Raw genomic sequence first — 26,835 nt, forward strand, 5'->3', positions numbered from 1 at the left:
AAATTTCAAGAAGTTAGTCAAAAAATAAAATTCTTTATTTTTCAGCGTGAACTAAACACCTCACAAAATCAGATTATCTATTGTATAAAGAAAAGACAATAACCTTATTAGAATATTTATTTTAAATGGACAATATGGAGATTAAATGACAGTAGGCAGAGAGTATATTATTCAAGGGCGTGTTCAAGGCGTGGGTTTTCGTTTTAATACATACCAATGGATGCAAAAAAAAACTATTACTGGTTACGTTTGGAACCGTGAAGATGGCAGTGTGGGCATAAAAGCCTTTGGTAATGAATTAGATTTACAAAATTTAGAACGGTGGTTAGAAGCTGGTGGCCCAATAGGAAGTAAAATTACTTTTTGGTCAGCAACCCCTTGTCAATATGAACAAATGACGGACTTTTCAATCCGCCATTTTTAAAATAGGATTAGGCTATTTATAGCTAAAATCTTAGCTAAAGGTAATAAGCTAAATACATTTGACAGGTTTTGGTAAACCGGCCAATTTTGTTGCCTGTTTAGCAGGACCTTTAGGAAATAAACGATAGAGGTAGCGGCTATTACCTTTTTCTTCTCCATATTTTTGGGATAATGCTTTAACGAGCATACGAATGGCGGGAGAAGTATTAAACTCCAAATAAAATTGGCGTACAAAGCGAATAATTTCCCAATGTTGCTCTGTCAGTTCAATTTCTTCTTGTTCAGCTAATATTGGAACCATTTCTTCGGTCCATTCATTGCTATTATTTAAATAACCGTGACTATCTGTCTCGATTTTTTGTCCATTAAATACAAACATATGTGATATAACCAATAAAAAATAATAATTTAATTTAGCAAAAATGAGCAAAATACCCAAGTACTACTGGTAAATTGTTGATTAATTAATCCATTGAACCTGAATGCGTTTAATTTTAAGACAAACAGCAGAATAAGGGCTTTACAATATAAGCTTAGATGTTTATATTGCTCCCCATTGCGGAGGGGTGGCCGAGCGGCTGAAGGCAGCGGTCTTGAAAACCGCCGATGGGAAACCATCCGAGAGTTCGAATCTCTCCTCCTCCGCCATTTCAACATCTCCTAGCGTCTCCTGAAGTCTCCCAAATCGAGTAAAATCAAGCCTTATCATTAAATCATTGTCTATTTATATTTATTAATATCACTTATTATTTCTGTTTTTTGTAGAGAATTTTCTTTGCAATTAATCCTATACAATATTGATAATCTATAAATATAACTCAAATATCGATCAAAAAAGAAAAAGCCAAATTGCTGTAAATAAAGGTTTTTTAGAGATTTTTGTTGTCCGAAACTTATTAGTTGCTTAGTATTTCTGTTATTAATTTAAATGATGGCAAATATGAAAAGAATATATATGGGATTATTAAGTGCTATTTCTGTTGGTGCGATAGCTAAAAATTCCGAAGGTAATAAGTATCCTAATTTTTCAGAAATCTTAATCGCCCAAAATAATTAGCCTGCTGGAAATATGAAGGCTCTGAAAAAATTCGTGCAAACGTCTCGTTAATACTATTATTGCTTCTGCATATTTCCAAGGAGCGGGGGGATGGGGTGTCAATTCAAAGTAAGTGATCCAGAGTTTAAAAAAACACCAAGTGTAGGTGAAATTTGCGATATGGCTAAATATCTTATCCCGAATTTAAAAAATAATGATTAAAAATGGTCAACCTTCTATATTGCGAGGTTGTAATGGAGAATCTACCTTACCCTGATATTCCTTTTGATCTTGCATTTCCCAATGGTTAGCTACGATTTTTTATTTTTTACATTATATTCTTTATAAAATAAGCAATTACAAAATATATAGAAACTGGATACTAACACAATAATAAGAGTATAAATTTAGTATAACATTACCTAAATAAGATTGTATTTTTAATAAATCTCTTAGAGCATACTCCTCATATTTCATCGCACTAAAACACAAATAGAAATCTTTTAGAATCACAATATTGTGTTACGCATCAATGCAAGTTTTTTTAGCTAAATATATTTACGTAACTAACTAAAGTTCTTAAATAGTGTACCGATACTGTCAACTCATCAATAAGTTATCAATATTGATTAATGGCAGAAGCAAAAAAGGCAAAATATGTTTTTTAATAATGTTAAAATTGGTACAAAATTAGCTACCGCATTTATTACCTTCATTATATTAATAATGCTTGGTTCTACACTCGGGTTGGTCGGATTAAATCGTGCAAATGAGGGGATAAAAGATATTGTAAAGGATATTTATCCCTCTACAGTAAAAGCAAATTTATTAATTAATTATTTTAATGAATTTATTGGGTTCCAACAGCTCTCTATGTTAGATGAACGGGGCACTTTAAGTCATCAACAAGAGAGTAAAAAGAAAGAGATTACTGCAAAAATTGCACAATTATTGAAGGAGTTAGAAGAAAATACTCATGATAGTGAATCTAAAAAAATTATTGCTGAAGTATACGATATTCGTCAGAAATATATAAATTCACAAAATTATGTTGTGCAAGCGATTAGTGATAATAACAGACAAGCTGCTATCAATGAGTTGCTAACTAATACCTCTGATATTCAAAAGAGGTATCGAGATAAAATAGTTCAATTTATTGAGCTACAGAACCAAAAAATGTATAAGTTTGGCAATGAAGTTGAACATGACTTTCTTGAAAAAAGAATGTATTTAATATTGTTGGCTATTTTAAGTATTGTAGTTGGTAGTGCTATGGGATGGTTTATCACCAGAGCTATTACACGCCCATTAGTTCAAGCGGTTAATTTTGCTCAAGCAATAGCTAACGGTGATTTAACTCAAAATATTAATATTAATTCTCGTGATGAGACAGGTATTTTATTACATGCATTATCAGATATGAATATGCATTTACTGGAAATAGTGCAAGAAGTGCAAAATGGTTCACAGAGTATTTCAGCTGCTGCCGAGCAAATTACATCAGGTAGTCAGAATTTAGCAGCAAGAACAGAAGAACAAGCAACATCAGTGGAAGAAACTGCGAGTTCAATGGAGCAAATGACCTCGACAGTTAAAAATACAACCGAGCATACTCATGATGCTATTGCTGTAGCAGAAAAAACCGAAATTGCAGTACATCATAATGGAACTATGATGGAACAAGTCACTGAAAAAATGACAATGATTAATACATCATCGTCGAAGATGGTAGATATCATCAATTTAATTGATGCAATAGCATTTCAAACTAATATTTTAGCGTTAAACGCTGCAGTAGAAGCAGCAAGAGCGGGTGAGCATGGTAATGGGTTTGCCGTTGTTGCAAGTGAAGTTAGACTATTAGCGCAAAAAAGTGCTACTTCAGCGAATGATATACGTATATTAATTGAAAACTCATCAGTACAAACACAAGAGGGAATGGATTTAGTTGAGCAAGCAGGGCAACAGATCAAGAAAATGGTGACTGATGTTGAGGAAATAAATGCATTATTAAGAGAAATCGGACAAGCCAGTAGCGAACAAAGCGATGGTATTTCACAAATAAATAATGCTATTGCTCAATTAGACTCAACAACCCAACAGAATACTGGGTTAGTAGAAGAATCAGTTGCAGCGGCCGGTTCATTAAATGAACAAGCGATCAACCTTAATAAATTAGTAAGTTATTTTAAACTTAGTCATTTATAATTTTTCGTTGTAAATATTTAATTAAATTATTTCTTAAAGGTTATTACATATAATCATGTAGTAGCCTTTAATATCATTAAATGAATAAAATATTTTTGGACTATTTTATAAAAATGTATTTTTATGACTAATTAAAGAATGATGGAAAATTAATAAATTAAAATTCCATTGGTTAATGATATGTATAAAAATAATTATAAATATGTTTATTATTTTTGCTCTGTGTTATTTTTATTGGCTTGTTGTTAATTGATTTATTGTAAAACACTATTTTTATAAATATTTATTTGTCATTTATGTGAGAGATCAAGTATAACAAAATGAAAATAAAAGTTAGGACATATAAAAATGACAACTAAACAAACACACAAATTTAAATTTGGGCTTGGGTGGCAAATCCTAGTTGCCCTTGTATTAGGAATAATTGTTGGCGCTATTTTACATGATAATCAAAGTAAAGAGTGGTTAATTGAGAACTTTTTATCACCAGCAGGTAAGATCTTTATTCAGTTAATTAAAATGATTGTAGTGCCTATTGTTATTTCAACATTGGTTGTTGGTATTGCGGGAGTGGGCAGTACAAAACAACTAGGTAAGCTAGGATTTAAAACAATACTTTATTTTGAGATCATCACTACAATTGCAATTATTGTCGGAATTAGTTTAGCTAATATATTCCAACCCGGTGTTGGCATTGATATGTCTTCACTCAATCAAGTTGATATCTCTCAGTATGAAAAAACAACACAACAAATAGAAAGCCATTCTCATGGAATTATGGCTACAATATTGTCGCTTGTTCCTTCTAATATATTTGCTGCGATGGCTAGTGGGGAAATGTTACCAGTTATTTTCTTTGCTGTTATTTTTGGTATGGGGCTTTCATCATTACCACAAGAGAAAAAAGAGCCGTTGTTAGTTGTATTGCAAACCTTTTCTGAAACCATGTTCCGTGTAACTCATATGATTATGATGTATGCACCCATCGGTGTTTTTGCACTTATTTCTGTTACCGTTGCTAATTTTGGTTTCACTTCGTTAATTCCATTAATTAAATTGGTAGTGTTAGTTCATTGCGCAATATTATTTTTTGCCATTGTGGTATTAGGTATTGTTGCGAAAATCTGTGATATAAATATATTTACGTTAATTAAAATTTTAAAAGATGAGCTGATATTAGCTTATTCAACAGCGAGTTCAGAAACCGTTTTACCAAGAATTATGGATAAAATGGAGAAATATGGTGCTTCTAAATCTGTAACAAGTTTTGTTATTCCAATTGGTTATTCTTTTAATCTTGATGGTTCAACTTTATATCAGAGTATTGCAGCGATATTTATTGCCCAGTTATACGGTATTGATCTATCCCTATGGCAAGAAATTACATTGGTTGTTACTTTAATGATTACATCGAAAGGTATCGCTGGTGTACCTGGTGTCTCGTTTGTTGTTCTTTTGGCGACATTAGGCTCAGTAGGAATTCCTTTAGAAGGATTAGCCTTCATTGCTGGTATTGACCGAATTTTAGATATGGCAAGAACGGCACTCAATGTTGTTGGTAATGCTTTAGCTGCATTAGTCATTGCTAAATGGGAACGTCAATTCGATAGTAAAAAATCAAAAGAATATGAAGCTACTTTTAAATAAAAAATAACTTTTATAGCACTAAAATAAAAAAGCTCTTTGGGAGCTTTTTTTGAATTAAATTATATTTGCAGAGATATAATTTTTTAATATATTTAGTAAAAATTCAACCTAAGATTATCTATATTGATAATAAAAATTTTAATTTTTTAGAAAAACGTTTAAATATTAAAAAGTATATAAATAATAATGTATTTTTTATTAAGATAATATTTAATGGAATAGAATAATATTCTGAAAAGAAGTGTTTAAGTTATTATTTATATTAAATAACTTTATCGATATTAATAACGAAAAGGAACAAAATTATTACTGTTCCTTTTAGCGCCGCATATAAAATTAATATTTATTTATTCTGAGTAGGGCTTCTTCTACTTCTTCATCATGATCGATAGTAAATGCGATAAAATCAGTAGTTTTAGGAATTCTTTGATAAGTTTCTGTTTGCTTAAATAATATTAGACATTCAGAGAAAATTTGTACAAGCTCTTCGATAAATTTGGGCAGTGAATTATCATTTAATGATTGAATAATGGTTGTTAGCACATTTTCGTTGATAGGGTAAATGGTACTAAAACACTGATATTCCCAGTCGCCAGTATTGTATTTTAAACTTTGTATCTCTTCCTTTGAGCTGTAGCCATGTGAGCTATTGGCATTTTGGTAATATTGTAATGTTTTACTAAAATCATCTTCAGTATTAAAGCAAAGATTAATCTCGCCATATTCCGCATTAAGATCAAATGCGAAGGCATAAAACACTTTATCTTTATTTTTTATTAGAAAATTTTCAGTTTCTTCGATGGCAAAAGAAACAACATCCTGTTTGATTTTTTCAATAGTCTGTTTATCTAATAGCATTTAAAAATCCTTATTCATTAGAAAAGCACCGCTAAATCTAAAGCGGTGCCAATAAACTAATAATATTAATTTCGTATTGCAATACGTTTTTCTTTACGAATAAACCACTTTTCACGCAATTTATCGTAACTAAGATTAAATGTATAAGTATAAAATAAGAAAAAGGCAAAAAATCCAATTTCTAGCATGAATGCATTCCATAATGACATATTTAACAAAATAGCGAGTATTGGTAAACCAAAGATAATAAAGCTTAGCTCAAAGCCAATAGCATGAATAATCCGGATTTTTGCTGGACGAGAGCCTTTTGATAGGGGCCAATAGTGGTCAAAAATTATGTTATAAAATAAGTTTAAAAGCATTGCTAATGTTGATAACACAATGGCGACCATACCCATTTGAAAAATAGAGCGTCCCAAAATCCATGCACTAAGCGGTGCGGTTATTAAAATAGCAATAACTTCAAATGAAACAGCATGAAAAACACGCTCAGCAAATGTTTTTTGATATTTGCTCATATACACCTCTAATTTATTGGTAACAAAAAACAAGTGCAATTATTGGCAAATTTTTATATATATACAAAATAGGAGCCATCGATAAAAGCGATACCATATGAACTATTCTATTGAAACTTTGCGTACCTTTGTTGAAGCAGCTTCATTAAAATCATTCTCGGCAGCGGCAAGAAAATTAAATAAGAGCCAATCTACTGTTAGCAGCACAATAACAGGGTTTGAAGATGATATGGGTTTTGCACTTTTTGATCGTAAAGGTCGAGAATCCACACTTACTTTTGCTGGGCGAAAAGTATTGAGTCTAGTTGAAGATATACTATCAGCGGACGAACGTTTGCAGGCATTAAGAACAGAGCTTTCACTAGATATTGAACCAAGATTAAGTTGCGCTTTTTCTGATATCTATCAGCCGCCACATTCTGAGCAATTACTCAGAACATTAGATAAAGAGTTTCCTCATATTGAATTTGAGTTTTTAGTTGCTGAAAACGACGATGTCATCAATATGCTACAAAATAAACAAGCACACATTGGGATGATGGAATCTCGAATTGAATATCCTACAGATATTGCATTTGCCAGATTACCTATTCAAGGTGAGTTAGGTCTATATGCAAAAAAAACACATCCATTAACCAAAGAAAAAAAGATTACTTATCAACATTTAACGATGAGTCGTCAGTTAAGATTAAGTAGTAGTGCTCAAATGGTTATCAATAGTGAAAAAAATTGGTTAGCGCCAAACTATTTATTACTTCTTGAAATGGCTGAGCAAGGAATGGGCTGGGCTATATTACCAACTTGGTTAGTAGAACAATTTGGTCATGATTTACTAACTAGCCTTAATTATGATTGGTGGCCTAAAAAAATAGATCTTGATCTAGTATGGTCTAAAAATAATCCACCAGGAAAAGCAGGGTATTGGATGATTGATAAATTACTCACCAATAATGCACTTCTTTCCGGATAAATAAAGTGGCATTAAATGGAGATCACCTTCTTATTAGAAGGTGATTGGGTATTTTAAATTACCTTATTGTACTTACCAACCGCAGACATTGGTCTCTTCATCCATATCATAGCCGCGTACAATATTAATCAGATCTTTTACTAATAGGTTTGACATATCAGGATCAAGTAATTGTGTTAAATTACTCTCTTTATCAACTGAAACACCATTATTTTTATTAGTAAGAACTAAATTAATCTCTTGATTATTAAGTTCTGTTTTATTTTTTAATGCATCAACTAATAATAATATTTCTTTAGTAGCAACTTCAGGAATATATAAAATTTTAGGATTCAGATAGGTCTTTTGGGCTTTTTTATTGTTATTTACACAAATAAGTTCTAATAAATAACCTTTGTTTTCATTTTCCATAATAAGCTTTTAACCTTCAGCGAGTATTTTAGGATCAACGTAAAAATCGACATTAAAAACAGTATCTTCAGTTTTTGCTTCTATTTTGTGCCATGTTTCTGGTGGAAATACACCAAATTCACCCGCATTAATGACTAATGTTTCAGTGGGGAGCGGGCTGAATTCGTCAGCATAAGCGTAATAAACAATAGTACCTTGCATCACAGATAATTTAGGATAAACACCTTGCCGCGTACCTTTATCTAAATGTCTTTCCCAAATTGATTTGGGTGCTGTTTCTACTGTCCAAAGTGGAGTAGCACGTATATGGATATAGTTTGTTGGTATGATGATACGTTCCATTTTTTCTCCTTTCATAGTGAATATAATTGATTTTCATAGCTTTTATCTTAGTTGGAGAGAAAAGTAATAATTAATCACTAACTAAATAATAGCTATATCTTATTAAATTTACGCACCATAAAAAAGTATTTTAAATACACCTTTAAGGCTGCGAGCTTATGAAAAGAGCGTAAGTTAACTTAATTATTTGATTTACAATATAAAAATTTTATTGTTTTTTATCCTTGTTAAGAAAATCAATTGGGACTTAAATAAGAGAATACTTATTAAATAGATTTAATTAACGGGGATGATTTCTCTGTCCTATAATTTATATATGAACAGAATTTAAACTAATTCTTCATTAATGATAAACGAGACATGACTATGGAATTAAAGGACTACTACACCATAATGGGTGTTAAACCGACAGATGATCTCAAAACAATTAAAACAGCGTATCGTCGTTTGGCAAAAAAATATCATCCTGATGTTAGCAAAGAGCCTAATGCTGAAGAGAAATTTAAAGAAGTCGCTGAAGCTTGGCAAGTATTAGGTGATGAACAACGTCGGGTTGAATATGATGAATTGTGGGCCCATCGTAACGACCCCCAATTTAAGCAATTTACACAACAAAATCAGCAATCCCAGCATGAACATTTTAATCAAGAAAGTTTTGATGATTTTTATGCTGCGTTCTTTGGTAAAGGCTCTCCTTTTAGTAAACAAGAACAACGTTATCAGCAATCACCAAAGCAACGTGGGCATGATTTAGAGATAGAGTTAGCTGTTTTCCTTGAAGAAACATTAGAAGAACATAAACGTACTATTAGCTATCATCTTCCGGTTTATAATGTCTTCGGTATATTAGAAACAGAAATTCCTAAGACGCTTAATGTAAAGATTCCAGCGGGTGTGAGTGATGGACAACGTATTAGATTAAAAGGACAAGGTACAGCAGGTGAAAATGGCGGTGAAAATGGTGATTTATGGTTAACCATCCGTATTGCACCCCACCCACTTTTTGATATTAAAGGCCATGACCTTGAAATTGTGGTTCCTATCACGCCTTGGGAAGCAGCATTAGGTGCTAAAATTCCTATACCAACATTAAAAGATAAAATCTTATTAACTATTCCCGCTGGTAGTCAAGCAGGGCAACGATTACGAATTAAAGGTAAGGGATTAGTTAATAAACAACATAGCGGTGATCTTTATGCCATTATAAAAATTGTAATGCCGCCAAAGATAGATGAAGAAACCCTCGTATTATGGCAAAAAATTGCAGATAGCCAAGCTACTTATAATCCACGCAAAGATTGGGAGAATAAATAATGGCTCAATTCACAACGCAATCAACCACCGCAGTATTTACTGTAACAGAATTTTGTTTTCATACTGGTGTATCTAAAAATGAACTAAATGAAATCGTTAATTTAGGTGTAATTGAGCCGTTAGAAAGAGAAACTCAAGAATGGTTTTTTGATGATAATGCCGTTACGGTTATGCATCGAGCATTAAAGTTACATAAAGAATTAGCTTTAGATTGGCATGGTATTGCTATAGCCCTCACTCTTTTAGAAGAAAACGATCAACTTAAACAAGATAATAAGTATTTGCGGCAACAATTAATGCGTTTTATTAGTGAGTAGACTATAGGCTATTAATAATAGCTTTATAAAAAGATGCTTTAATAGGAGAATTATAATTCTATTAGAGCATCGAGTTATAACAGGAAAATAATGAAAGCAACATCAGAAGAAGTGCAAGTCTTTATCACTGTTGTTGAATGTGGCAGCTTTACTAAAGCAGCAGAACAACTTGCATTAGCTAATTCAGCAGTTAGTCGAACAGTGAAAAAACTAGAATCTAAACTGGGTGTTAATTTATTGAACCGAACAACTCGACAATTAAGTTTAACCGAAGAAGGTGAGCGTTACTTTCATCGTATGCAGATAATCTTGCAAGATATGGAATTAGCAGAAAATGAATTAATTGATACGCAAATTTCACCAAAAGGTTTATTACGAATTGACGCAGCGACACCTGTTGTTTTGCATTTATTAGTACCTTTTATTCAGCAATTTCAGCAAGCTTACCCTGAAATAACACTTTCTTTAATTGCTTCAGAGACATTTATAAACTTAATTGAGCATAAAGTTGATATTGCGATTAGAGTAGGGAATTTAACAGACTCTAGTTTGCGAGCACGTCCTTTATTTAATAGCTACCGTAAGATTGTTGCTTCACCAAAATATCTAGAACATCATGGAATACCAAAAAGCGCAGAAGATTTGGCAAAACACGCTTGTTTGGCTTTTACGGAACCAGTGTCATTAAATACGTGGCCGATTGCATTGCAAGAGGGGCAGTTATTAGAAATAAAATCAGGTATATCCTCAAATAGTGGCGAAACAATTAGACAGCTTTGTCTTGAAGGAAATGGAATTGCATGTTTATCTGATTTTATGTTGGTAAATGATATAAAAAAAGGGCATTTAATTGAGTTGTTATCAGATAAATTGCAGCCTATATCACTACCATTTAATGCGGTTTATTATAGTGAAAAAATGTTAAGCCAGCGTATACGTGTATTTATTGATGCTCTAAGTGAGTATATTGTAAGAAAATAGGGTGATAGTATTATCACCCTTTACCATAGAATAGTAATTATTTATTAATCCCAATTAGGTGCTAGGCTTTCTGGATTAACGAGCCGATCATTACATTCAAGAGAATCTATTGCTTTTATATCTTCACTATTAAGTTTTATACTTACACTAAGTAAATTACTTGCCAAATTTTCACGTTTTGTTGAAGATGGAATTACTGAATATCCTTTTTCTATCGCCCAAGCCAGAATAATTTGAGCGGGTGTTGCGTTATATTTTTTTGCAATAGTTTGAATAACGAGATCTTTTAAAGCTTTGCCATAGGCTAAAGTCATATAAGATGTAATCTGGATCCCATTTTCTTTGGCAAAATTCACTACTTTATTATTTTGCAAATAAGGCGACAATTCAATTTGATTTGTTGCAATATTTTCAGCTCCAACTGTAGCAATGGCTTTTTTCATTAATGGAATAGTAAAGTTTGATATCCCAATTTCACGGGTTAGACCCAGTTTTTTTGCTTCTAGTAATACTTGCATAAACTCTTCTACTGAAACTGCATCATTAGGTGATGGCCAGTGAATAAGAGTTAAATCTACATAATTCGTTTGTAAATCACCTAGGCTTTTTTTCAAACTAGAGATAAGCTTATCTTTGCTTAAATTCTCAATCCAAATTTTGGTTGTGATATAAAGGTCTTCGCGAGGTATACCTGTTGCTATAATAGCTTGACCAATTGCAGCTTCATTTTCATAGATTTGCGCAGTATCAATTGCTCGATACCCTAATTCTAATGCAGTTTTCACTGATGCGATAACAACATCATCTTTTAAACGAAAAGTACCAAGACCTAATACTGGAACGCTCATAATATTCTCCTTAAAAAGGTTTAATTGCTTTACGTGAATTACTTTAGTAACTACGGAATGCTAGCTATTGTATGTTTTATTTTTATTTTAAAAAGAAGAAAAGCCGCAAAAGACTTTTACAAAATTAGCAATAATCAGTGATGGGGGAATTATTTTTAAGATTTTTTAATCTATTTTATTGTTTAACAAATAAAATAAATATATAGCGAAAATATTAGTTATTATAAATAAGATGAGTTTTTCTGGAGCTGGTTTATTAAAGTTTACTATCAGTTTAAATGTTTTTTATTTTTAAATAAGTATTTAGCAAGTTAATTTAAATGATGTATTTATATTTTATATAATTATTGCAATAAAATTCATCTAAAAAATACAATCCCATAAATTAATCATTTTATTATTTAAATACCTAGTCATTGAGATGTTAATCACGGAAAAAGAACATTAATCATTGCTAATATCCTATGTTCTTTTGACTATCTAGTTTTTTATTTTGAATTTTTAGAATAATTAATTGGTGCATAAATTATAAATAACAAGCAAATGAGGCATGATATGTATTTATTTAAAAAATGTGTTATCGCATTGTCAATTAATATAGCATTAATATCTTCAGGTTTTGCCTGTACAACACTTCTTGCAGGCAGCGAAGCAACAAATGATGGTTCACTAATTATTGCTCGTAGTGCGGATAGTGATGCATTAAAAGCGCAACATTTTATTATTCATCCAGCTAAAGATAATCAAACGGGTATTTACAGCACTAGAGAACATAAGGGTGCAAATGATTTTTCCTACCCATTACCTAAAAGCTCATTACGTTATACCACGGTACCAAACTGGAAAACACAACTACATGGCGCAACGGGTTTTAATGAATTAGGTGTAGGAGTAAGTGGTACTGAATCTATTTTTGCTTCACCTAAAGCGCTGACTTTTGACCCATATGTTGAGGACACTGGAATTACTGAAGATGATATTCCAGATGTTTTACTTTCAAGAGCAAAAACAGCCCGTGAAGCTATTGAATTATTAGGTAATATAATTGAAACCCAAGGTGCAGGTGAAGGTTTTGGTGTTGCTGTTGTTGATAAAAATGAACTTTGGTATTTAGAAACAGGAACGGGGCATCATTGGATAGCGCAAAGATTACCAAAAGATCAATATTTTGCTACAGGTAATCAAGGACGCTTACAATTTTACGATGTAAAAAGTGAAGATATATTAGGCTCTAAAAATTTAGTGGAATTTGCAGTAGATAACGGGCTTTATAATCCAGCAAAAGATGGCGCCTTTAATTTTTCTAAAGCCTATACACGAGATGATGAAAGAGATCGTACATATAATGATCCGCGAGTATGGATTATTCAGCAACAATTTAATCCATCGTTAAAACAAGCTGTTGATGATGGAAGAAATTTTGCACCTTTCTTAATACCAGAGAAAAAAGTATCTGTTGAAGAGGCTAAGGTTATGCTTCGTAATCATTTTGAAGGGACTAAACATGATCCTTATACAAATGGATTAAATGGAAATGAAACTTGGCGGCCTATTAGTGTATTTAGAACTTATGAAGCTCATGTAATGCAAGTTCGTCCTGAATTTCCTCAAGAAATTGGCGAAGTGACTTATGTTGGTTTGGGTATGGCCGATTTAACTGCATTTGTTCCTTACTATAGTGGATTAAAAGAATATCCGGCTCATTATAGTATTGGAACAGATAAAGCAGATAGTGATTCAGTTTATTGGAAATATCGTAAATTACAAACTTTAGTTATGACTGATTATCCAACACTTGCACCTATAGTTAAAAAAGCTTATCAAGAATGGGAAGAAAAAACAGCATTAGAACAAAAAGAGATGGAAAATAAATATTTAGCAATGATAAAAACAGATAAAGTTGGCGCAGATAAGATGCTTAATGAATTTAATTTACGAGTGATGTCTGATGCTGAAAAACTGACAGAAAATCTGACTAATGAATTATTTACTATTCGCACTAAAGATATTCAAAGTGATATATTCTTTGCTAATAAGTCTAAAAAAGACTAATTAAAATGAGTTTATTGAATTAGAAAATAATAATAAAAAGATCTCAATTGATTATATTGAGATCTTTTTATAAATGGGAATATACAATTAATGATTAAATTACAGGTATATAGTAATTTATTTCTTGTAAATGTTTTTCACTTTGTTCAACTAATTTATCGTAACTAATGGCTTGTTTCAGCGTATAGCGTTCAATATCAGGCCCTTGTCTACGTAGTAAATTCATTTTAGGAAGAACCTTGGTATATGCAGTATATATAATATCGTCATAGCCTTTCATTGAATCTAAAATTTCGGCCATTGTAAATGTAATGACTAAATAATTACCCCCAGGTAATTCCATTTTGGTCATAGAGGGGAGATTTATTGAGGGAGGTAGTTGTGCTTGATCTATCGCTGTAGTGTAAATATAAGCTGTATCATCAAGTGAACCCGCAGATGCTCTATGTATTGCATATATTTCTGATGGCACCATTTTAGTTTCACTTAAGAATTTTTCCCAGAATTCTTTTCTAAACTTCTTTTTATCTGAGTTCCATGCAGAAATATTTTTATTATAGTAATGGTTTGTACCAACTAAATTAATAGGGGATAGTGTCATTACTTCGTATTTTGCGGCTAACTCGACGCTTTCTAATGCTGGAAAAAATAGTTCACTAATATTCCAACCGATTTTTTTTCTATATTCTGATGGTGTAATATTGAATTGTTTTTTAAAAGCACGACAAAAAGTCTGTTGTGAGTCGAACTGATATTTTAATGAAATATCTAACAGACTACTTTTGGTGATACGAAGGGCATAAGCCCCACAAGACAGACGTCGAGCAAGAATATATTTTCCTAAAGATATTCCTGTATATGCTTTAAATAAACGTTGAAAATGCCATTTTGTATAGCCTGACTTATCAGCAATGACATCTAACGATAAACGAGAGTCTAAATTTTGTTCTATCCAAATAATGATATCTTTAACAACATTTTCTTGAAGCATGAGTGTTCCTATAATTTCACTCTATCGATAAATTTCAATAAAATCGAAAAATTTATTAAGCTGCAATGAGTTTATTAGTTAGAGGAAGTAAATAATAACATATCAAATAGCGGCTGTTACTCAATATTAGGTAAAACTGCACCAAAGTAATGTAAAGTTATGTATGAAATTTGAATTAAATAAAAAATAGACTAGAGCTATTTTTATGTATGAAATGCAAATGTAAAAAAACATTTCTCATATGTAATGAGATTTATTATATTTGTTTTAATAAAATACGGAGATATCTTATATTTTTATTTAAAATTAAAGTCTAATTTGAATATATAAATGAATTAACCCGTTATATTAGGAGCTGTAAATGCGTAAATTATTTTCTATCTCTGCAATTGCTTTGGTTTCATCATTATTAGCAGCACCAGCGATGGCAGCAAAAACAGATACCTATAATTGTGATGGTCAGAAAATTAAAGTTTCTTTTCCTGATGATCAAATTGCTGTGATGTATTATGGCGATGAACTGATTGTACTGAAAGAGGCTATTTCAGCTAGCGGTGCCCGTTATGTAGGTGAAAATTTTCAGATATGGACTAAAGGAAAAGATGATTTGAATTTAGCGACTATTTCAGAAGATGACGCTGTAAATGGCCGAGTAGCTGAAGATAATGGCCGCACTTGTCAATTAGTAAAATAAGTTTAATAATTTATTGCTCTAATTTCTAAGAAGGCGAGATTAGCTCGCCTCTATTTTTATTTAAGAAAAATAAAGTATTGTTATTTAAGAAAAGCGATATTTTTATAGAAATAAATTAAATATACGTACCGACAATATAGTGTGAGAATATTTTTAGTAAATATACTTAATGCTATATTTAACATTAAAACTTATTTAGTGTATAAAGAATATAATTACTGAATATTAGATTGATTTTTTAATATATTTGATATTTGGCATTCTATTTCTAAAAAATAAAATAACGTTTATACGGTTTAATATGAAATCTTATCCATAGCTAGTCTAATTAATTTATATTCGGCTCTTATTTTTCCGATAATATATATTGCCATATTAATACTTCGTGGGTATTAATTTTGTATGAAAAATTTTTAGGCTATTACGATGACTTTTAAAAACTTAAGAAAACACAATATAACATTACCAAATAATCGAGTACTGAATTGGTATGAATCAGGGCCTGAAAAAGGAATTCCTGTACTATTTTGTACGGGAGCAGGGATGAGCGGTCTACTTGGTGTTGATGTTCATATTTTAAATGAGTTAAACATTCGATTGATTACACCAAGCCGAGCCGGTTTGGGTGACTCAACTTTTGACCCGAATAAAACACTAAAATCTTTTTCTGAAGATATTCTATTTTTGCTAAATCATCATCTTAATATTAATAAATTTAATGTTATTGGCTTTTCTCAAGGTGCAGTTTATGCAATGGCACTTTGTCGGTATGGCAATGTTAATAAGCTTGCTATTGTTGCAGGGCAAGATCAATTTGATTATCCAGCAACAAATAAACAATTGGCACCAGATGTTATTAACATGCAAAAACAAGCTATAGATTGCCCTGATCAGCTTGCTTATTGGATTAAGCAAAATATAACAGAAAACTGGTTAATGACTTTTATTTTAAATTACAGTGCCGAAATTGATTTAGCTGTTTATCAATCACCTGATTTTTTCTCTGTTTATCAGCAATGTATGAAAGAAGCATTTAAGCAAGGAAATGATGGCTATACACAAGATTTATTAAATACATTACAACCTTGGGGATTTACTCCAGAAGAAATAAAGACGTCAACAACATTGTGGTATGGCATGAAAGATACCAGTACAGTACATTCTCCAGACTTTGGTAGAATGCTATTTGAACGCTTTCCTAATGCACAACGGCATGTATGCCCTGATGAAGGTGGCTCATTATTATGGACAAAAACCAAGGATATTTTAGCTCAATTTGCTGACAAAAATATAAAGTCATAATTATTTAAATAAACAGATATCAGCATATTATACTAATAATTTTTACTGTAGGGTGTTGGTATCTATTTTTATATTAGTAAAATTAAAATAGTATTCAGCTGATCGGTTCTAAAAGTAAAATGTGTATTTTTGCTGAATATTTAGGCAGTTAAGGTCAAAATGACATTGTTTTTCTTAACAAAGATCGGTAGATAAAAATAAAATAGAAAATCGTTTGCTATAAAACGAATTCTATGACTTAATAGCGGCATTGGTTTGGAAGTACAGACCTATTTATGTTAGTCCAGTTTTAAGTAGTTCACCGTTTAGTGTTATCCATGTATATGATACCTCTTCGTTGCGAATTCCTTCTAATTAGTTCTAGTACCCATAAGTAAAAATCGAAATCAAACCGCAAACAAGCCCTATGGCAAACTAAATTAATTAAAGGAAATCCTATGTCTAATACAATGACTGGTACAGTAAAATGGTTTAACGATGATAAAGGTTTTGGTTTTATCACTCCTAAAGACGGCAGCAAAGATGTATTCGTTCACTTCTCTGCAATCCAGAGCGACAGCTTCAAATCACTGAAAGAAGGTCAAGAAGTTTCATTTTCTATCGAAAATGGCGCTAAAGGTCCTGCTGCAGCGAATGTAATCGTTCTGTAAGACGAAGATAATAAAACAGCTTTTTTGTTATCTCTTTATGTCTAGCTTAATGGCTAAATTCATAATTAATATTATTAACAAAACTGTTTTAAGAACCTCACTCTGGTGAGGTTTTTTTATATCTGCTAATCCTATAATTTCTATATGCCACATATTCATTAGAAACTCTTATTAAAAATAATATAATTAAAGTTATGTAAAACTTTTAAGCTAAATAATAATTATAAGTTTATTATTTAGCTTAAAAACCAGAACTGAAGTTCAAGGAATATTTAAAAATAATAAAAATCTCACAATAGGGAAATTAAGTAGAGTGAGAAGAGGCTTTTCAGTGAAAAGAAAGAAAAAAATTACTTTAAAATATAAAAATATCAGATAAATGATAAAAGTATAATTTAAAGAAAAAATAAATTTATTATTAATGATTTATCTTGGATAACTGCTGTCTAATTTAAATACAGCTTAAAGGAAGGTCTTTTAAGCTTCTAAGGGACAAAACCTGTGTACGCTAAAAATTTTTTTTCATTGCATTTACTACACCCAAAATATTTTTTAACTTGGCTTGGCGTCTTTATTCTTTTTTTATTAGTTCAATTACCTTATACATGGCTATTATTTTTAGGAAAACACTTAGGTCAATTATCTCGTTTTTTTGTAAAAAGAAGAGTTTCAATCATTAGAAGAAATTTAGAGTTATGTTTTCCTAATAAAGATAAAACAGAAATAGATAAATTGGTAATGGATAACTTATCTTCTTTGGGGATTGCATTATTTGAAACCGGTATGGCTTGGTTTTGGAGTGATCGCCGCTTAAAGAGTTTATACGATGTAAGTGGAATATCTAATTTTATTGATGCAAACGATAAAAACTTAGGTATCTTATTAATTGGTATACATTCTATGTCATTAGAGCTCGGTGGCCGTATTATGGGGCTTTGTTTCCCTGTTAATGCAATGTATCGACCTCATAATAATAAAGCGATGGAGTTTATTCAAACGAAAGCAAGATGCCGCTCTAATAAAGGAATGATTGACCGACGTAATTTGAAATTTATGGTTATGGAATTAAAAAAAGGCAAAGCTATTTGGTTTGCTCCTGACCAAGATTTTGGCTTAAAAGGTACGACGTTTTCACCATTTTTTTCTGTCGCTAAAGCTTCAACATCAAAAGGTGTTGCGATATTAGCTAAATTATCCGGTGCTCCTTCTTTAACCGTAACGCTTGTCAGAAATCAAGAGAATAGCCCTAAACACTACAGCTTGATTATTGGTGCTGAAATTACGAATTACCCTTCGGAAAATATTCAAGATGATACCGATAGAATGAATCGATTGATTGAAGTTGAAATAATGAGAGCTCCCGAACAGTATTTATGGGCACATAGACGATTTAAAACCAGACCTGTAGGCGAAGCAAGTTTTTATAAATAATTTAATTTAGAAAAAGTGAAAAAAAAGACCAACATAATTAAATGTTGGTCACAGTAAATACTGGAAGCAATGTGAGCAATGTCGTTGTGATAAAGTTTAGTAAAATACTCAACCATTCACAAGTTAAAGATAATCATTATCATTCGCGTTGTCAACCCTAGGATTATTATGGCTATTAATAGAGATGTTTATTTTGTCAGTTGAATACTCTTTTCTTTTACCCAGCTTCTCAGCCGACTATAGGCATTGGCATAAGGTGAAGATGTATTTAATGAAATCATTCGGCCCATAGTCCACTTACCGTACCATGCATCACCATAAAGAATATCGTTATTTTTTGATGCGATGAGTAATGTGATATTTTTCTTTGCTAATTCTAATTTTTCAATTAATGAATTAAAATCCTCATTTTGATAATCCTTGTAAAATTTCTGAGCAAGTAAACCAAGTTGATTCCATTTGTAACCTGTTTCAGGAAAATCAATTGGCTCACCTTTTAAATCATGCTCTAACCACTTAATCACCAATGTATTCCAGCCAATTAAATATGCAACTAAATTACATATGCTCATTTGACTCTCTTTTGTATGGCCTGGCATCGTTTTATCAACTGTTAATTCAGGTGGAATTGAATTGAGATAATTTATTAGCTTCAAGAAACTCTTATCAATAGCGAATAGAAGTGTTTCTTTTGAATTTGGTACAGCCATACTTTAATCTCCAATAAATAGACTATTTAAATAATATAATTATTTGTTGAGGTTAATAATGCTTTTTACATCACAAAGAATAAATAATATATTTAAATAATTATAGATAGTGGATATCAATACTATATTTTTCAATATGTTCCTATAATGAAAAAAATATATATAGCTATATTTAAATGATTAAAACTTGTACTTTCGTATTATTTTCAATAAGCTATAGTTAATTAAATAATAATCTCAGTAAGCTAAGGACTATTATGCAGAGTTATCACTCTTTATCTGCCCAAGTGTATCAAATAGATAAGCCGATAGGATGTAGCTTTGGTGATGTCGAATATTATCAAGAACGTCTTAAAGGAGTAGATGGGCGAATTTTAGAGCCCGCAGTCGGTACAGGACGGATCCTTATTCCTTTATTACTATCTGGTTTTGATGTTGAAGGATTTGATCTTTCTGATGATATGCTGCTTTTTTGTACCGAAAATCTAGTTAGGTATGGATTTACCAAAGATCGCGTTAAAAAAGGTGATTTAACTTGTTTTGAAGTTAAATCACTTGTCGACGCTATTATTATTCCAACAGGTACATTTTTATTATTGGATAGTGAAGAAAAAGCGCGTCAGTCACTAGCACAGTGTTTTAATGCACTCCAGTCAAATGGACGTTTGCTTATTGATATCAGTCTTTCTCATCAATTTGTTCAAGGTAAATGCGATAGCCGGCAATTTAAAACGGCTGAAAATGATTTGATTACATTACAGATAATAAATGCAGAGATAGATTATATCAATCAGCTTACAATTTCTCATCATCGTTATGATAAGTGGCGAAATGGAAGTATTATTGACAGTGAGTGGGAGGTATTTAAGTTGAAGTGGTTTGGAGTATCTGAATTTAAGCAATTACTTATTTCTGCGGGCTTTAGTGATATAACTATTTCTGCTGATTATCAATATCTACAAAAACCTATTAATAGCACTGAAATAATGACTTTTGAAGCATATAAAAAATAGTAATTACTCTAGAATTAATAAGGTTATATTTTTATTTCACTTATTTTTAGTATCAAATAATTACGTACTTTTACTTGGTTCTATAAAAGTAGTAATTAAATTAAAATTATTTTGAATAAAAAAATCCCCGCGTAAGGCGGGGGAAAATGATAATATATATCAGTGATGAAATACTAAACAAATAATAATATAAAAAAATGTATCCATCTGTAACAAATGTCGATAAAAAATAATTTAATAAATAAAATATAGATATTAATGAATGATATTAAATTAAAAAATATAACATATTGTTTATATTAAGATTAAATTATAAAAATAGTTTCAGTTTCTATGCTGAGTAAATTAAAATTTTTATAAATATTTTTGGAGTGTGATATCAAAAAAATATTCATGAGTAACCTATTTTATCATGCTATCAATAGATGATTTTACATAATCACCTGTTAATGAAAGGCTCTAACATAGTCAATAACTAATTTTTACCATTGAGTTATATCAATTTTTTTATTTGTTTCTATTTTATTAATATAAGAGTTAATATTATTACGAATATAAGGATCTTTTTCGATAGGATACATTTTCCATGCTTTTTTTAAATAAGGCAGTAAGTTATCATTTATTTGATTAATTTTGGTTGCCGACTGAATAGCAATTAAGCTAATTCTTTGATTTGTAGAAACAATAGCATCAAAGAAAAATTCAATTTTATCTTTCAAATCAATATCATGTGATGCGGAGTAAATTGCACTTATCGCTAACTCTTTATTTTGATGAATAAAAAAGGGTTGAAAGTCTTCAACTCGGACTGCATTTAAACTTTTAAGGATATAGCCAATATGACTTAATGTATTATTATCATTGGTCTTTTTAAGGAACTGTATAAGGTCATCCTTAAATAGCTTAAAATTATCTTTTTGTGTAAGATAAATAATAGGGATCACTATTTTTGTTTTTTCACTATAAGGAATTTTTAACTCTTGTTGAATATAAGGAATTGCTTGTTCACACGAATATTCGCTAAATACATTTAATGCCGCTTTGTACAGTGTTATTTCAGTTGTATTTAATTGTTGTTCTAAAAAATCTAGTGCACTTTTTGAAAGAACAGGAAGTTTTGTGAGTGAAGTTATTACATCTATTTTTTTGTTAATATTATCTGTATTTTTAGCAATGTTAATTAACGTTTTTTCATCCCCACCCATTTTATGTCCAAACCAGCTGGTATTATAACCCAAAATAACTTCATCTAACCAACGCTCATACCATTCGATAAATGAAGTTTCATAAGAAAATGTGTAAGGTGTATTTGAATTAACCCAATGGGAAGTATATATAATATGACCTTTATAAGGACCATTTACGACCAATAATAAATCGTATTCACAGCCACAAGTTCCTAAATAAAGAGTACCTTGATGCACTCTATCACAAATAATATCGAATTCGTCATCACTACAATCTTCAGGTACTTCGCATAATGCTGTCCATTCTGCGATATCCATATCAGGATGGAGTAAGCAAGGTTGTGCACAATTTCTTATACCATTTCTATCTATTGTTTCATCAAAAGCAGCAATGCCATAATAAGGGCCAGCCCCACCATAAATACCTGAGCCGCCATTACCAATTTGAGTAATAAAATCAACATAATCTTGAGGAAAACTGCAACCTGACTGAGTTTGTAGTTGTTTCACTTTTTCAAAAGAGAGTGGAGGGTTAAGTTTATACTGATGGTTATCAGCGCCAAACTCTTTAAACTCATGATCTACTTTAGCAACAAGCACTAATTTTTCACGTACGCGTTCAATAGCATTATTGGGGTGACGATTATTTATTTTTTTCAATAGCTGTTGCGGTGAATTATCCTGATTCATTTTAAATACAGAGGAAATAAAGCCCATATTTTCAAATCCTTATTGATTATGGTGTTATGTTGATAATAGAAAAGAATTACTTTTTCCTGAATTTTACTCAGCTTGGTTTTTAATATTAATTCTCTATCATCATTTTAATTCTTTTTAAAGAAAGAAGCATTATTGATTAATGAAATTCCGAATGGAATTTATAACGGGATGGAAATTTGATTTAATTCTATAGAGATAGGTGATAGTGATTAAAAATATTAATTTATCTAGATTTATATCTGTTATTAAGAAATAGCTAAAAAAAGACCAACGCTAGGAGGGGTGGCCAATAAATACTAGAAGCAATGTGAGCAATGTGAGCAATGTCATTGTAAATAACCAAGCAAAACACTCAGATATTCATGAGTTAAAAGATAATGCTTATCATTTGATTTATCAACCCTGCTACAAATGTAGTTGTTTTTTTATTCATATTTATTGACAAAATAATGTTTATTTTATTGATACTAATGTAGGTATTAGCTTTTCTAAGTGCTTTATGCAATTCTATTTTAAAAACTCATACTCAATAGAAAATACTAAGAAAAAACTAGCCTGTATTCTCGAATCATGCAAAAAAGCGAAAAAAAGAAAAAAATTGCTGAGAATAAAGTCGAAGATATTAAGAAAAAATTAGGTATTTATAGTGAGGTAAGTGCCAAAGGAAAATCCAGTGGTCGTGAGTTAAAGATAATTGTAGTGGCCAACAAAAATTGGTTACAATTTTAGCGTTTTCCCAACATCACCAGCGCTGTAGCCTTTTTTAAGATCTCATTATGCTTTTCAAGTCGCGCAATTTTCTTCTTCAATTCACGATTTCGACTTGCTCTGGCGTCATGGGGGAAGAAGCTTTGGGTGAAATTCCTTTGCGTTCTAGCTTGAGTTGCTAAACCTATTTTTAACATAATACATAGATCAGTCTCTGGTACTAATGAGGCCGTGGTAAAAGTGCCTAAAAAGAATGGCACTGTATTATTAGGTGGGGACTATGGATTGGGAACCCGAGGGGTTTTTTTTTAAACTCAGATTTAAGGGGAAATACGGAAACTCAATTTTTCATTCAGGGAGGGGAGCTAACAACAATTCATTTACTAATCACGGTTGCGGTATTCATTTGTCGTATAATAATGAGTTCAAGGTGTTTTTTTTGTAATTGCGACAACTGGTGTTGCTAGTACATACAAATCCAATCAATCTGCTGCTGGTGGGATCGTTAGAGTTAATCATCTATGGTCATCTGTAAATACAACGATAGATAGTAATGGCTTTATTAAACGAGGCTCCCCCATCATTGACATTTATCCCGACGGCACATTCACAACTAACGATGAATCAGAAGGCGCTACGGTTACTCGAGTATCTCAGGGCGAATATCTTATCGAGGGTGTGCTGGGTTTTAATGCCGATGCAGGATGGGGCGGTGTTGATGGCGGTATTGAAATTCCACTCGATGTAAATAAACAACCGCTAATATGGGTTAACTCTAAAATTAATTCCGACGGCTCTATTCTCGTTAAAACTTATCATCGCACTCATCCTGATGCACCATCATTTGCGAATAATGAAATTGATGGCTTTAAAAATGGCGACCCAATTGATATTCCAGCTGGTCGTTTTATTGCTGTTCGTGTACAGATGCCAGAGCAATCAATCTATAATGTGAGAATGCGTGAGATGGAAGAATCGCAGAAAGTGGAAGAGGAACGTAGACAAAAAGAAGAAGAGATGAAAAAGCAATTCGGACTAGGTGAGAATGATGTATTACTTTAATAATCAGGACACCAATAAGACACCAGAAACTGATAACTAATTGATTACATAACTCGGTCGGTTCCATCAAGCATGGGCGCTACTCTGTTTTCAAATACTGCACCGAATTTCTATCTGGAAGTTTCTTGCTTCTCTCACGATAAAACGCCAGTCGTTCATTAAAATACGTTCTCAAATATGCTGGTTGTTGCCGTTTAACTTCGGACGTAACAACTGGCATATTGAGTCGTTTTTTATATGCAATACCACTTGCAGATAGATCAACGTTAATCTTGTCTTTTTCTTCCTGCGTTAGTTTAGCGAGATTATTCATTTGATAAGCTCTATTAATGAGTTTAAGCAAAGTTATAGCATGGGAATAGGGCAAGAGTTGGCCTTTAAATAAGGTAAATCTGATAGGGTTTTACACCAGTTTTACACCAGTTTTACACCAAACAAATTTCAGGCATAAAAAAACCAACCTTAAGTGGTTGGTTTTTTTATGGAATTTTGGTCGGCATGATAGGATTTGAACCTACGACCCCCGACACCCCATGACGGTGCGCTACCAGGCTGCGCTACATGCCGTTTGAGCCCGTATATTACTGTTTTTCGCTGCTAAAGCAACCCTTTGAGGATTAAGTGATGTATTTTTGCACACTCATGTCGAATGCTATATTTGATATGAGTACACGAATAATACTATCTTTCAATAAAACGTTTTTGCTCAGCTAGCACTTGTAACAGTAATCCTAAATCTGGTTTTTCCGATGCTATTTCTTTACCCGATTTATCGAATAGGGCGTATCTGCCGTTTTTATCTATTAATAAAGTGTTATCTTGTAAGAAAACGACAAACGTTTCATCGTCACCGGTGAAAATCCAAGGGTGATTACGACTACTTGCAAACAGATCTTCACCTTGTGAATAATTCTCTGCGGGGCTAATAACGTGCAGCACATGCTTCATCAAGGTTGTCATAATATCTTGATGACTGGTCATTTTATCAATCTGCTGAGGTGTCATATTAGGCCAATGAACAATAAGCGGTACTTGTGATTGCGCTAAATTAAAAGTGTCTTTATTACTAAGCCATTGGTTTTGTTGTTTTTTATCATCATCTTGATGATAATTTGATGTAACCACCACAACCGTATTATCTAAAACATTATTTTCTTGTAATGTCGTAAATATACTCTCTAGCTGGCTATTTAATTGCGCTTGCTGAATTGTCTTGTTGGTGTAGCCATTAATCTGCAAAAACGAGAACCAAGGTGAGGTCTTATTCTCTTTTATTAACCAATTACGCCAATTACTAATGGTTGAGTCGTTATTATCACTAGGTGTTGAAGGAATAGAAAAGTCAGATAATACCGCTTGTTTAAATAGAGGCGTTTGGAATCCATTGGTAGAGAATAGTGCTAATTGATAGTTGCGATAGTTCAATGCATCAAACAGTGCAGAGTTTTTTCGGCTACTTAAAACACTGTCTAAATAAGACGGTGATATGCCATAAAATAGACCAAATAATGCTGTGTCGTTATCAATACCAGATGAATAATGGCGAGAGAACGAAAGATTATTATGAGCAAATTGTTGCAAACTCGGTAATTGAGCGGCCTCTTCATTCCCTAAGCCATCAATCACAACAATCAGTAAATTATAAGAATAGGCATCTTTATAGTAAACCAATGGTGCTAGTGGGTAAGTAATGCTTTGAGCTGTCGGATTACCTTCACTGATTAAGCGTTGCTCATACTCAGATTGATTAATAAAACCGTGGCGCTCAAGAAATTTTCGGGCCGTCATCGGGTATGACAATGGTAAATTAGCACGCTGCATGGTGATAGAGCGATAGAAATTAGCATCAGCCCAAATAGACATAGAGTGCGATAAAATAAAGCAGGAGATAAATACACCCGCTAAAGGCTTGCCCCATCGTTGTCGATTTAAACTGCGTAGTTTTTGCCAGCTCCATGTAGCAAATAGCATCTCAACAAGAAAAATAATAGGGATCGCAATAAAGATAAGCTGCCATTCACGCGCCATTTCGCCTTCATCTGGATTGATCACTAAATCCCAGACGAGCTGAGTAAGATGAAGCTGAAATTGTTGGTAAACAGCAATATCAAAAAGAAGAATGGTCAATCCTGCACTGGCTAAAGCACAAGAGACAACCCTAAGAAGCCGTTGTGATACCACCACAAAAGTTAGTGGAAAAAGAATAAGGATATAGATGGCAAAGACGATAAAACTAAAATGCCCCATCCAACTTATAATGGCATAAAGGCGACCTGCAAATGTACCTGGCCAGTCTGAAATAAACAGGTAACGGCTCCCAAGCAATAAGCTTAGAATAATATTGAATAGCGCAAACCAGTGTCCCCAACTAATCATTTGGGATACTTTTTCGCGATAGGACTGATGTCTCGTTACCATGTCTATAAATAGTTTTTCTATGTT

Annotated in this window: 26 protein-coding genes, 2 tRNA genes and 1 pseudogene; 16 read left to right on the top strand and 13 right to left on the bottom strand. The window is 32.0% G+C overall.

The window, feature by feature from the left end; genetic code table 11:
- The first annotated feature begins 145 nt into the window (after positions 1 to 145).
- Positions 146 to 424, top strand: a complete 279-nt coding sequence (locus PH4a_RS13285; protein WP_129040360.1) for an acylphosphatase — start codon at positions 146 to 148, stop codon at positions 422 to 424.
- 48 nt (positions 425 to 472) lie between these two features.
- Here PH4a_RS13285 and tusE read toward each other — a convergent pair whose 3' ends face one another.
- Positions 473 to 802, bottom strand: a complete 330-nt coding sequence (gene tusE / locus PH4a_RS13290; RefSeq protein ID WP_064719545.1) for a sulfurtransferase TusE — start codon at positions 800 to 802, stop codon at positions 473 to 475.
- A gap of 181 nt (positions 803 to 983) precedes the next feature.
- On the opposite strand from tusE, the gene PH4a_RS13295 reads away from it, so the two are divergent.
- The 3 genes from PH4a_RS13295 (at position 984) to gltP (ending at position 5,314) form a co-directional block, all read left to right on the top strand.
- Positions 984 to 1,071: transfer RNA gene (locus PH4a_RS13295), tRNA-Ser, on the top strand.
- Positions 1,072 to 2,116: 1,045 nt separating this feature from the next.
- A complete protein-coding gene (locus PH4a_RS13300) occupies positions 2,117 to 3,667 on the top strand; it encodes a methyl-accepting chemotaxis protein (protein ID WP_129040362.1) in 1,551 nt (516 codons plus the stop codon).
- A 348-nt stretch (positions 3,668 to 4,015) separates the two neighbouring features.
- Positions 4,016 to 5,314 (top strand): glutamate/aspartate:proton symporter GltP, encoded by a 1,299-nt coding sequence (gene gltP, locus PH4a_RS13305; protein ID WP_129040364.1) that lies wholly within the window; start codon positions 4,016 to 4,018, stop codon positions 5,312 to 5,314.
- Between the two features lie 336 nt (positions 5,315 to 5,650).
- Here the strand turns inward: gltP and PH4a_RS13310 are convergent, their stop codons facing one another.
- Together PH4a_RS13310 and PH4a_RS13315 are read right to left on the bottom strand one after the other, a co-directional pair.
- Positions 5,651 to 6,172: a DUF4303 domain-containing protein gene (locus tag PH4a_RS13310; protein ID WP_129040366.1), complete on the bottom strand. Its 522-nt coding sequence runs from the start codon at positions 6,170 to 6,172 to the stop codon at positions 5,651 to 5,653.
- Positions 6,173 to 6,237: 65 nt separating this feature from the next.
- Positions 6,238 to 6,690 (bottom strand): multidrug/biocide efflux PACE transporter, encoded by a 453-nt coding sequence (locus PH4a_RS13315; RefSeq protein ID WP_129040368.1) that lies wholly within the window; start codon positions 6,688 to 6,690, stop codon positions 6,238 to 6,240.
- Between the two features lie 97 nt (positions 6,691 to 6,787).
- On the opposite strand from PH4a_RS13315, the gene PH4a_RS13320 reads away from it, so the two are divergent.
- Positions 6,788 to 7,660: a LysR family transcriptional regulator gene (locus PH4a_RS13320; RefSeq protein ID WP_129040370.1), complete on the top strand. Its 873-nt coding sequence runs from the start codon at positions 6,788 to 6,790 to the stop codon at positions 7,658 to 7,660.
- A gap of 72 nt (positions 7,661 to 7,732) precedes the next feature.
- Here the strand turns inward: PH4a_RS13320 and PH4a_RS13325 are convergent, their stop codons facing one another.
- Complete coding sequence (locus PH4a_RS13325; protein ID WP_129040372.1) at positions 7,733 to 8,071, bottom strand: DUF1869 domain-containing protein; 339 nt, start codon at positions 8,069 to 8,071, stop codon at positions 7,733 to 7,735.
- Positions 8,072 to 8,080: 9 nt separating this feature from the next.
- A complete protein-coding gene (locus tag PH4a_RS13330) occupies positions 8,081 to 8,413 on the bottom strand; it encodes a TehB family protein (RefSeq protein WP_064719551.1) in 333 nt (110 codons plus the stop codon).
- A gap of 366 nt (positions 8,414 to 8,779) precedes the next feature.
- On the opposite strand from PH4a_RS13330, the gene cbpA reads away from it, so the two are divergent.
- The 3 genes from cbpA to yafC all read left to right on the top strand — a co-directional run bounded on the left by cbpA (position 8,780) and on the right by yafC (position 11,025).
- Positions 8,780 to 9,727, top strand: coding sequence for a curved DNA-binding protein (gene cbpA, locus PH4a_RS13335; RefSeq protein ID WP_129041915.1), 948 nt, complete (start codon positions 8,780 to 8,782; stop codon positions 9,725 to 9,727).
- A complete protein-coding gene (gene cbpM, locus PH4a_RS13340) occupies positions 9,727 to 10,044 on the top strand; it encodes a chaperone modulator CbpM (protein WP_064719553.1) in 318 nt (105 codons plus the stop codon). Before cbpA ends, cbpM begins: the two co-directional genes overlap by 1 nt.
- A gap of 90 nt (positions 10,045 to 10,134) precedes the next feature.
- Positions 10,135 to 11,025 carry a DNA-binding transcriptional regulator YafC gene (yafC, locus tag PH4a_RS13345; protein WP_129040374.1) on the top strand — a complete coding sequence of 297 codons (891 nt, stop codon included), beginning with the start codon at positions 10,135 to 10,137 and terminating at the stop codon, positions 11,023 to 11,025.
- Positions 11,026 to 11,069: 44 nt separating this feature from the next.
- On the opposite strand, the gene dkgB is transcribed toward yafC, so the two are convergent.
- Complete coding sequence (dkgB, locus tag PH4a_RS13350) at positions 11,070 to 11,873, bottom strand: 2,5-didehydrogluconate reductase DkgB (protein ID WP_129040376.1); 804 nt, start codon at positions 11,871 to 11,873, stop codon at positions 11,070 to 11,072.
- 555 nt (positions 11,874 to 12,428) lie between these two features.
- Between dkgB and PH4a_RS13355 the strand changes: the two genes are divergently transcribed.
- Complete coding sequence (locus tag PH4a_RS13355) at positions 12,429 to 13,925, top strand: C69 family dipeptidase (RefSeq protein ID WP_129040378.1); 1,497 nt, start codon at positions 12,429 to 12,431, stop codon at positions 13,923 to 13,925.
- Positions 13,926 to 14,019: 94 nt separating this feature from the next.
- Here the strand turns inward: PH4a_RS13355 and PH4a_RS13360 are convergent, their stop codons facing one another.
- Positions 14,020 to 14,916, bottom strand: a complete 897-nt coding sequence (locus PH4a_RS13360) for an AraC family transcriptional regulator (protein WP_129040381.1) — start codon at positions 14,914 to 14,916, stop codon at positions 14,020 to 14,022.
- A gap of 361 nt (positions 14,917 to 15,277) precedes the next feature.
- Between PH4a_RS13360 and PH4a_RS13365 the strand changes: the two genes are divergently transcribed.
- The 4 genes from PH4a_RS13365 to lpxL all read left to right on the top strand — a co-directional run bounded on the left by PH4a_RS13365 (position 15,278) and on the right by lpxL (position 18,993).
- Positions 15,278 to 15,610, top strand: coding sequence for an MliC family protein (locus tag PH4a_RS13365; protein ID WP_129040383.1), 333 nt, complete (start codon positions 15,278 to 15,280; stop codon positions 15,608 to 15,610).
- Positions 15,611 to 16,036: 426 nt separating this feature from the next.
- Entirely contained in the window at positions 16,037 to 16,912 is an 876-nt protein-coding gene (locus PH4a_RS13370) for an alpha/beta fold hydrolase (RefSeq protein WP_129040385.1), read from the top strand.
- A 437-nt stretch (positions 16,913 to 17,349) separates the two neighbouring features.
- Entirely contained in the window at positions 17,350 to 17,562 is a 213-nt protein-coding gene (cspE, locus tag PH4a_RS13375) for a transcription antiterminator/RNA stability regulator CspE (protein ID WP_064719564.1), read from the top strand.
- Positions 17,563 to 18,063: 501 nt separating this feature from the next.
- A complete protein-coding gene (gene lpxL, locus PH4a_RS13380) occupies positions 18,064 to 18,993 on the top strand; it encodes an LpxL/LpxP family Kdo(2)-lipid IV(A) lauroyl/palmitoleoyl acyltransferase (protein WP_129040387.1) in 930 nt (309 codons plus the stop codon).
- A 188-nt stretch (positions 18,994 to 19,181) separates the two neighbouring features.
- Here lpxL and PH4a_RS13385 read toward each other — a convergent pair whose 3' ends face one another.
- On the bottom strand, positions 19,182 to 19,703 hold the full coding sequence (locus PH4a_RS13385) for a ClbS/DfsB family four-helix bundle protein (RefSeq protein ID WP_129040389.1): 522 nt from the start codon (positions 19,701 to 19,703) through the stop codon (positions 19,182 to 19,184).
- A 257-nt stretch (positions 19,704 to 19,960) separates the two neighbouring features.
- Between PH4a_RS13385 and PH4a_RS13390 the strand changes: the two genes are divergently transcribed.
- Positions 19,961 to 20,716 carry a methyltransferase domain-containing protein gene (locus PH4a_RS13390; protein ID WP_129040392.1) on the top strand — a complete coding sequence of 252 codons (756 nt, stop codon included), beginning with the start codon at positions 19,961 to 19,963 and terminating at the stop codon, positions 20,714 to 20,716.
- Positions 20,717 to 21,198: 482 nt separating this feature from the next.
- Here PH4a_RS13390 and PH4a_RS13395 read toward each other — a convergent pair whose 3' ends face one another.
- On the bottom strand, positions 21,199 to 22,620 hold the full coding sequence (locus PH4a_RS13395) for an SMI1/KNR4 family protein (RefSeq protein ID WP_129040394.1): 1,422 nt from the start codon (positions 22,618 to 22,620) through the stop codon (positions 21,199 to 21,201).
- Positions 22,621 to 23,193: 573 nt separating this feature from the next.
- Here PH4a_RS13395 and PH4a_RS18140 point away from each other — a divergent pair.
- Positions 23,194 to 23,352, top strand: coding sequence for a hypothetical protein (locus PH4a_RS18140; RefSeq protein WP_164971544.1), 159 nt, complete (start codon positions 23,194 to 23,196; stop codon positions 23,350 to 23,352).
- 29 nt (positions 23,353 to 23,381) lie between these two features.
- Here PH4a_RS18140 and PH4a_RS13400 read toward each other — a convergent pair.
- A pseudogene (locus PH4a_RS13400) lies at positions 23,382 to 23,509 on the bottom strand (IS3 family transposase); the annotation flags it as partial.
- Positions 23,510 to 23,874: 365 nt separating this feature from the next.
- On the opposite strand from PH4a_RS13400, the gene PH4a_RS13405 reads away from it, so the two are divergent.
- Positions 23,875 to 24,393: a phage tail fiber protein gene (locus PH4a_RS13405; protein WP_482811946.1), complete on the top strand. Its 519-nt coding sequence runs from the start codon at positions 23,875 to 23,877 to the stop codon at positions 24,391 to 24,393.
- Between the two features lie 79 nt (positions 24,394 to 24,472).
- Here the strand turns inward: PH4a_RS13405 and PH4a_RS13410 are convergent, their stop codons facing one another.
- From PH4a_RS13410 to yejM, 3 genes are all read right to left on the bottom strand, one after another.
- Entirely contained in the window at positions 24,473 to 24,706 is a 234-nt protein-coding gene (locus PH4a_RS13410) for a DNA polymerase III subunit theta (protein ID WP_129040399.1), read from the bottom strand.
- A gap of 177 nt (positions 24,707 to 24,883) precedes the next feature.
- Positions 24,884 to 24,960: transfer RNA gene (locus PH4a_RS13415), tRNA-Pro, on the bottom strand.
- A gap of 114 nt (positions 24,961 to 25,074) precedes the next feature.
- Positions 25,075 to 26,811, bottom strand: coding sequence for an LPS biosynthesis-modulating metalloenzyme YejM (gene yejM / locus PH4a_RS13420; protein WP_129040401.1), 1,737 nt, complete (start codon positions 26,809 to 26,811; stop codon positions 25,075 to 25,077).
- Positions 26,812 to 26,835 lie beyond the last annotated feature (24 nt).

It is taken from the genome of Proteus hauseri, from assembly GCF_004116975.1.
Classification (GTDB): Bacteria; Pseudomonadota; Gammaproteobacteria; order Enterobacterales; family Enterobacteriaceae; genus Proteus; species Proteus hauseri.

Bases quoted from the DNA above. Each gene is read 5' to 3' on its own strand.
- PH4a_RS13285 (WP_129040360.1), top strand. From the start codon at position 146: ATGACAGTAGGCAGAGAGTATATTATTCAAGGGCGTGTTCAAGGCGTG.
- tusE (WP_064719545.1), bottom strand. From the start codon at position 802: ATGTTTGTATTTAATGGACAAAAAATCGAGACAGATAGTCACGGTTAT.
- PH4a_RS13300 (WP_129040362.1), top strand. From the start codon at position 2,117: ATGTTTTTTAATAATGTTAAAATTGGTACAAAATTAGCTACCGCATTT.
- gltP (WP_129040364.1), top strand. From the start codon at position 4,016: ATGACAACTAAACAAACACACAAATTTAAATTTGGGCTTGGGTGGCAA.
- PH4a_RS13310 (WP_129040366.1), bottom strand. From the start codon at position 6,172: ATGCTATTAGATAAACAGACTATTGAAAAAATCAAACAGGATGTTGTT.
- PH4a_RS13315 (WP_129040368.1), bottom strand. From the start codon at position 6,690: ATGAGCAAATATCAAAAAACATTTGCTGAGCGTGTTTTTCATGCTGTT.
- PH4a_RS13320 (WP_129040370.1), top strand. From the start codon at position 6,788: ATGAACTATTCTATTGAAACTTTGCGTACCTTTGTTGAAGCAGCTTCA.
- PH4a_RS13325 (WP_129040372.1), bottom strand. From the start codon at position 8,071: ATGGAAAATGAAAACAAAGGTTATTTATTAGAACTTATTTGTGTAAAT.
- PH4a_RS13330 (WP_064719551.1), bottom strand. From the start codon at position 8,413: ATGGAACGTATCATCATACCAACAAACTATATCCATATACGTGCTACT.
- cbpA (WP_129041915.1), top strand. From the start codon at position 8,780: ATGGAATTAAAGGACTACTACACCATAATGGGTGTTAAACCGACAGAT.
- cbpM (WP_064719553.1), top strand. From the start codon at position 9,727: ATGGCTCAATTCACAACGCAATCAACCACCGCAGTATTTACTGTAACA.
- yafC (WP_129040374.1), top strand. From the start codon at position 10,135: ATGAAAGCAACATCAGAAGAAGTGCAAGTCTTTATCACTGTTGTTGAA.
- dkgB (WP_129040376.1), bottom strand. From the start codon at position 11,873: ATGAGCGTTCCAGTATTAGGTCTTGGTACTTTTCGTTTAAAAGATGAT.
- PH4a_RS13355 (WP_129040378.1), top strand. From the start codon at position 12,429: ATGTATTTATTTAAAAAATGTGTTATCGCATTGTCAATTAATATAGCA.
- PH4a_RS13360 (WP_129040381.1), bottom strand. From the start codon at position 14,916: ATGCTTCAAGAAAATGTTGTTAAAGATATCATTATTTGGATAGAACAA.
- PH4a_RS13365 (WP_129040383.1), top strand. From the start codon at position 15,278: ATGCGTAAATTATTTTCTATCTCTGCAATTGCTTTGGTTTCATCATTA.
- PH4a_RS13370 (WP_129040385.1), top strand. From the start codon at position 16,037: ATGACTTTTAAAAACTTAAGAAAACACAATATAACATTACCAAATAAT.
- cspE (WP_064719564.1), top strand. From the start codon at position 17,350: ATGTCTAATACAATGACTGGTACAGTAAAATGGTTTAACGATGATAAA.
- PH4a_RS13385 (WP_129040389.1), bottom strand. From the start codon at position 19,703: ATGGCTGTACCAAATTCAAAAGAAACACTTCTATTCGCTATTGATAAG.
- PH4a_RS13390 (WP_129040392.1), top strand. From the start codon at position 19,961: ATGCAGAGTTATCACTCTTTATCTGCCCAAGTGTATCAAATAGATAAG.
- PH4a_RS13395 (WP_129040394.1), bottom strand. From the start codon at position 22,620: ATGGGCTTTATTTCCTCTGTATTTAAAATGAATCAGGATAATTCACCG.
- PH4a_RS18140 (WP_164971544.1), top strand. From the start codon at position 23,194: ATGCAAAAAAGCGAAAAAAAGAAAAAAATTGCTGAGAATAAAGTCGAA.
- PH4a_RS13410 (WP_129040399.1), bottom strand. From the start codon at position 24,706: ATGAATAATCTCGCTAAACTAACGCAGGAAGAAAAAGACAAGATTAAC.
- yejM (WP_129040401.1), bottom strand. From the start codon at position 26,811: ATGGTAACGAGACATCAGTCCTATCGCGAAAAAGTATCCCAAATGATT.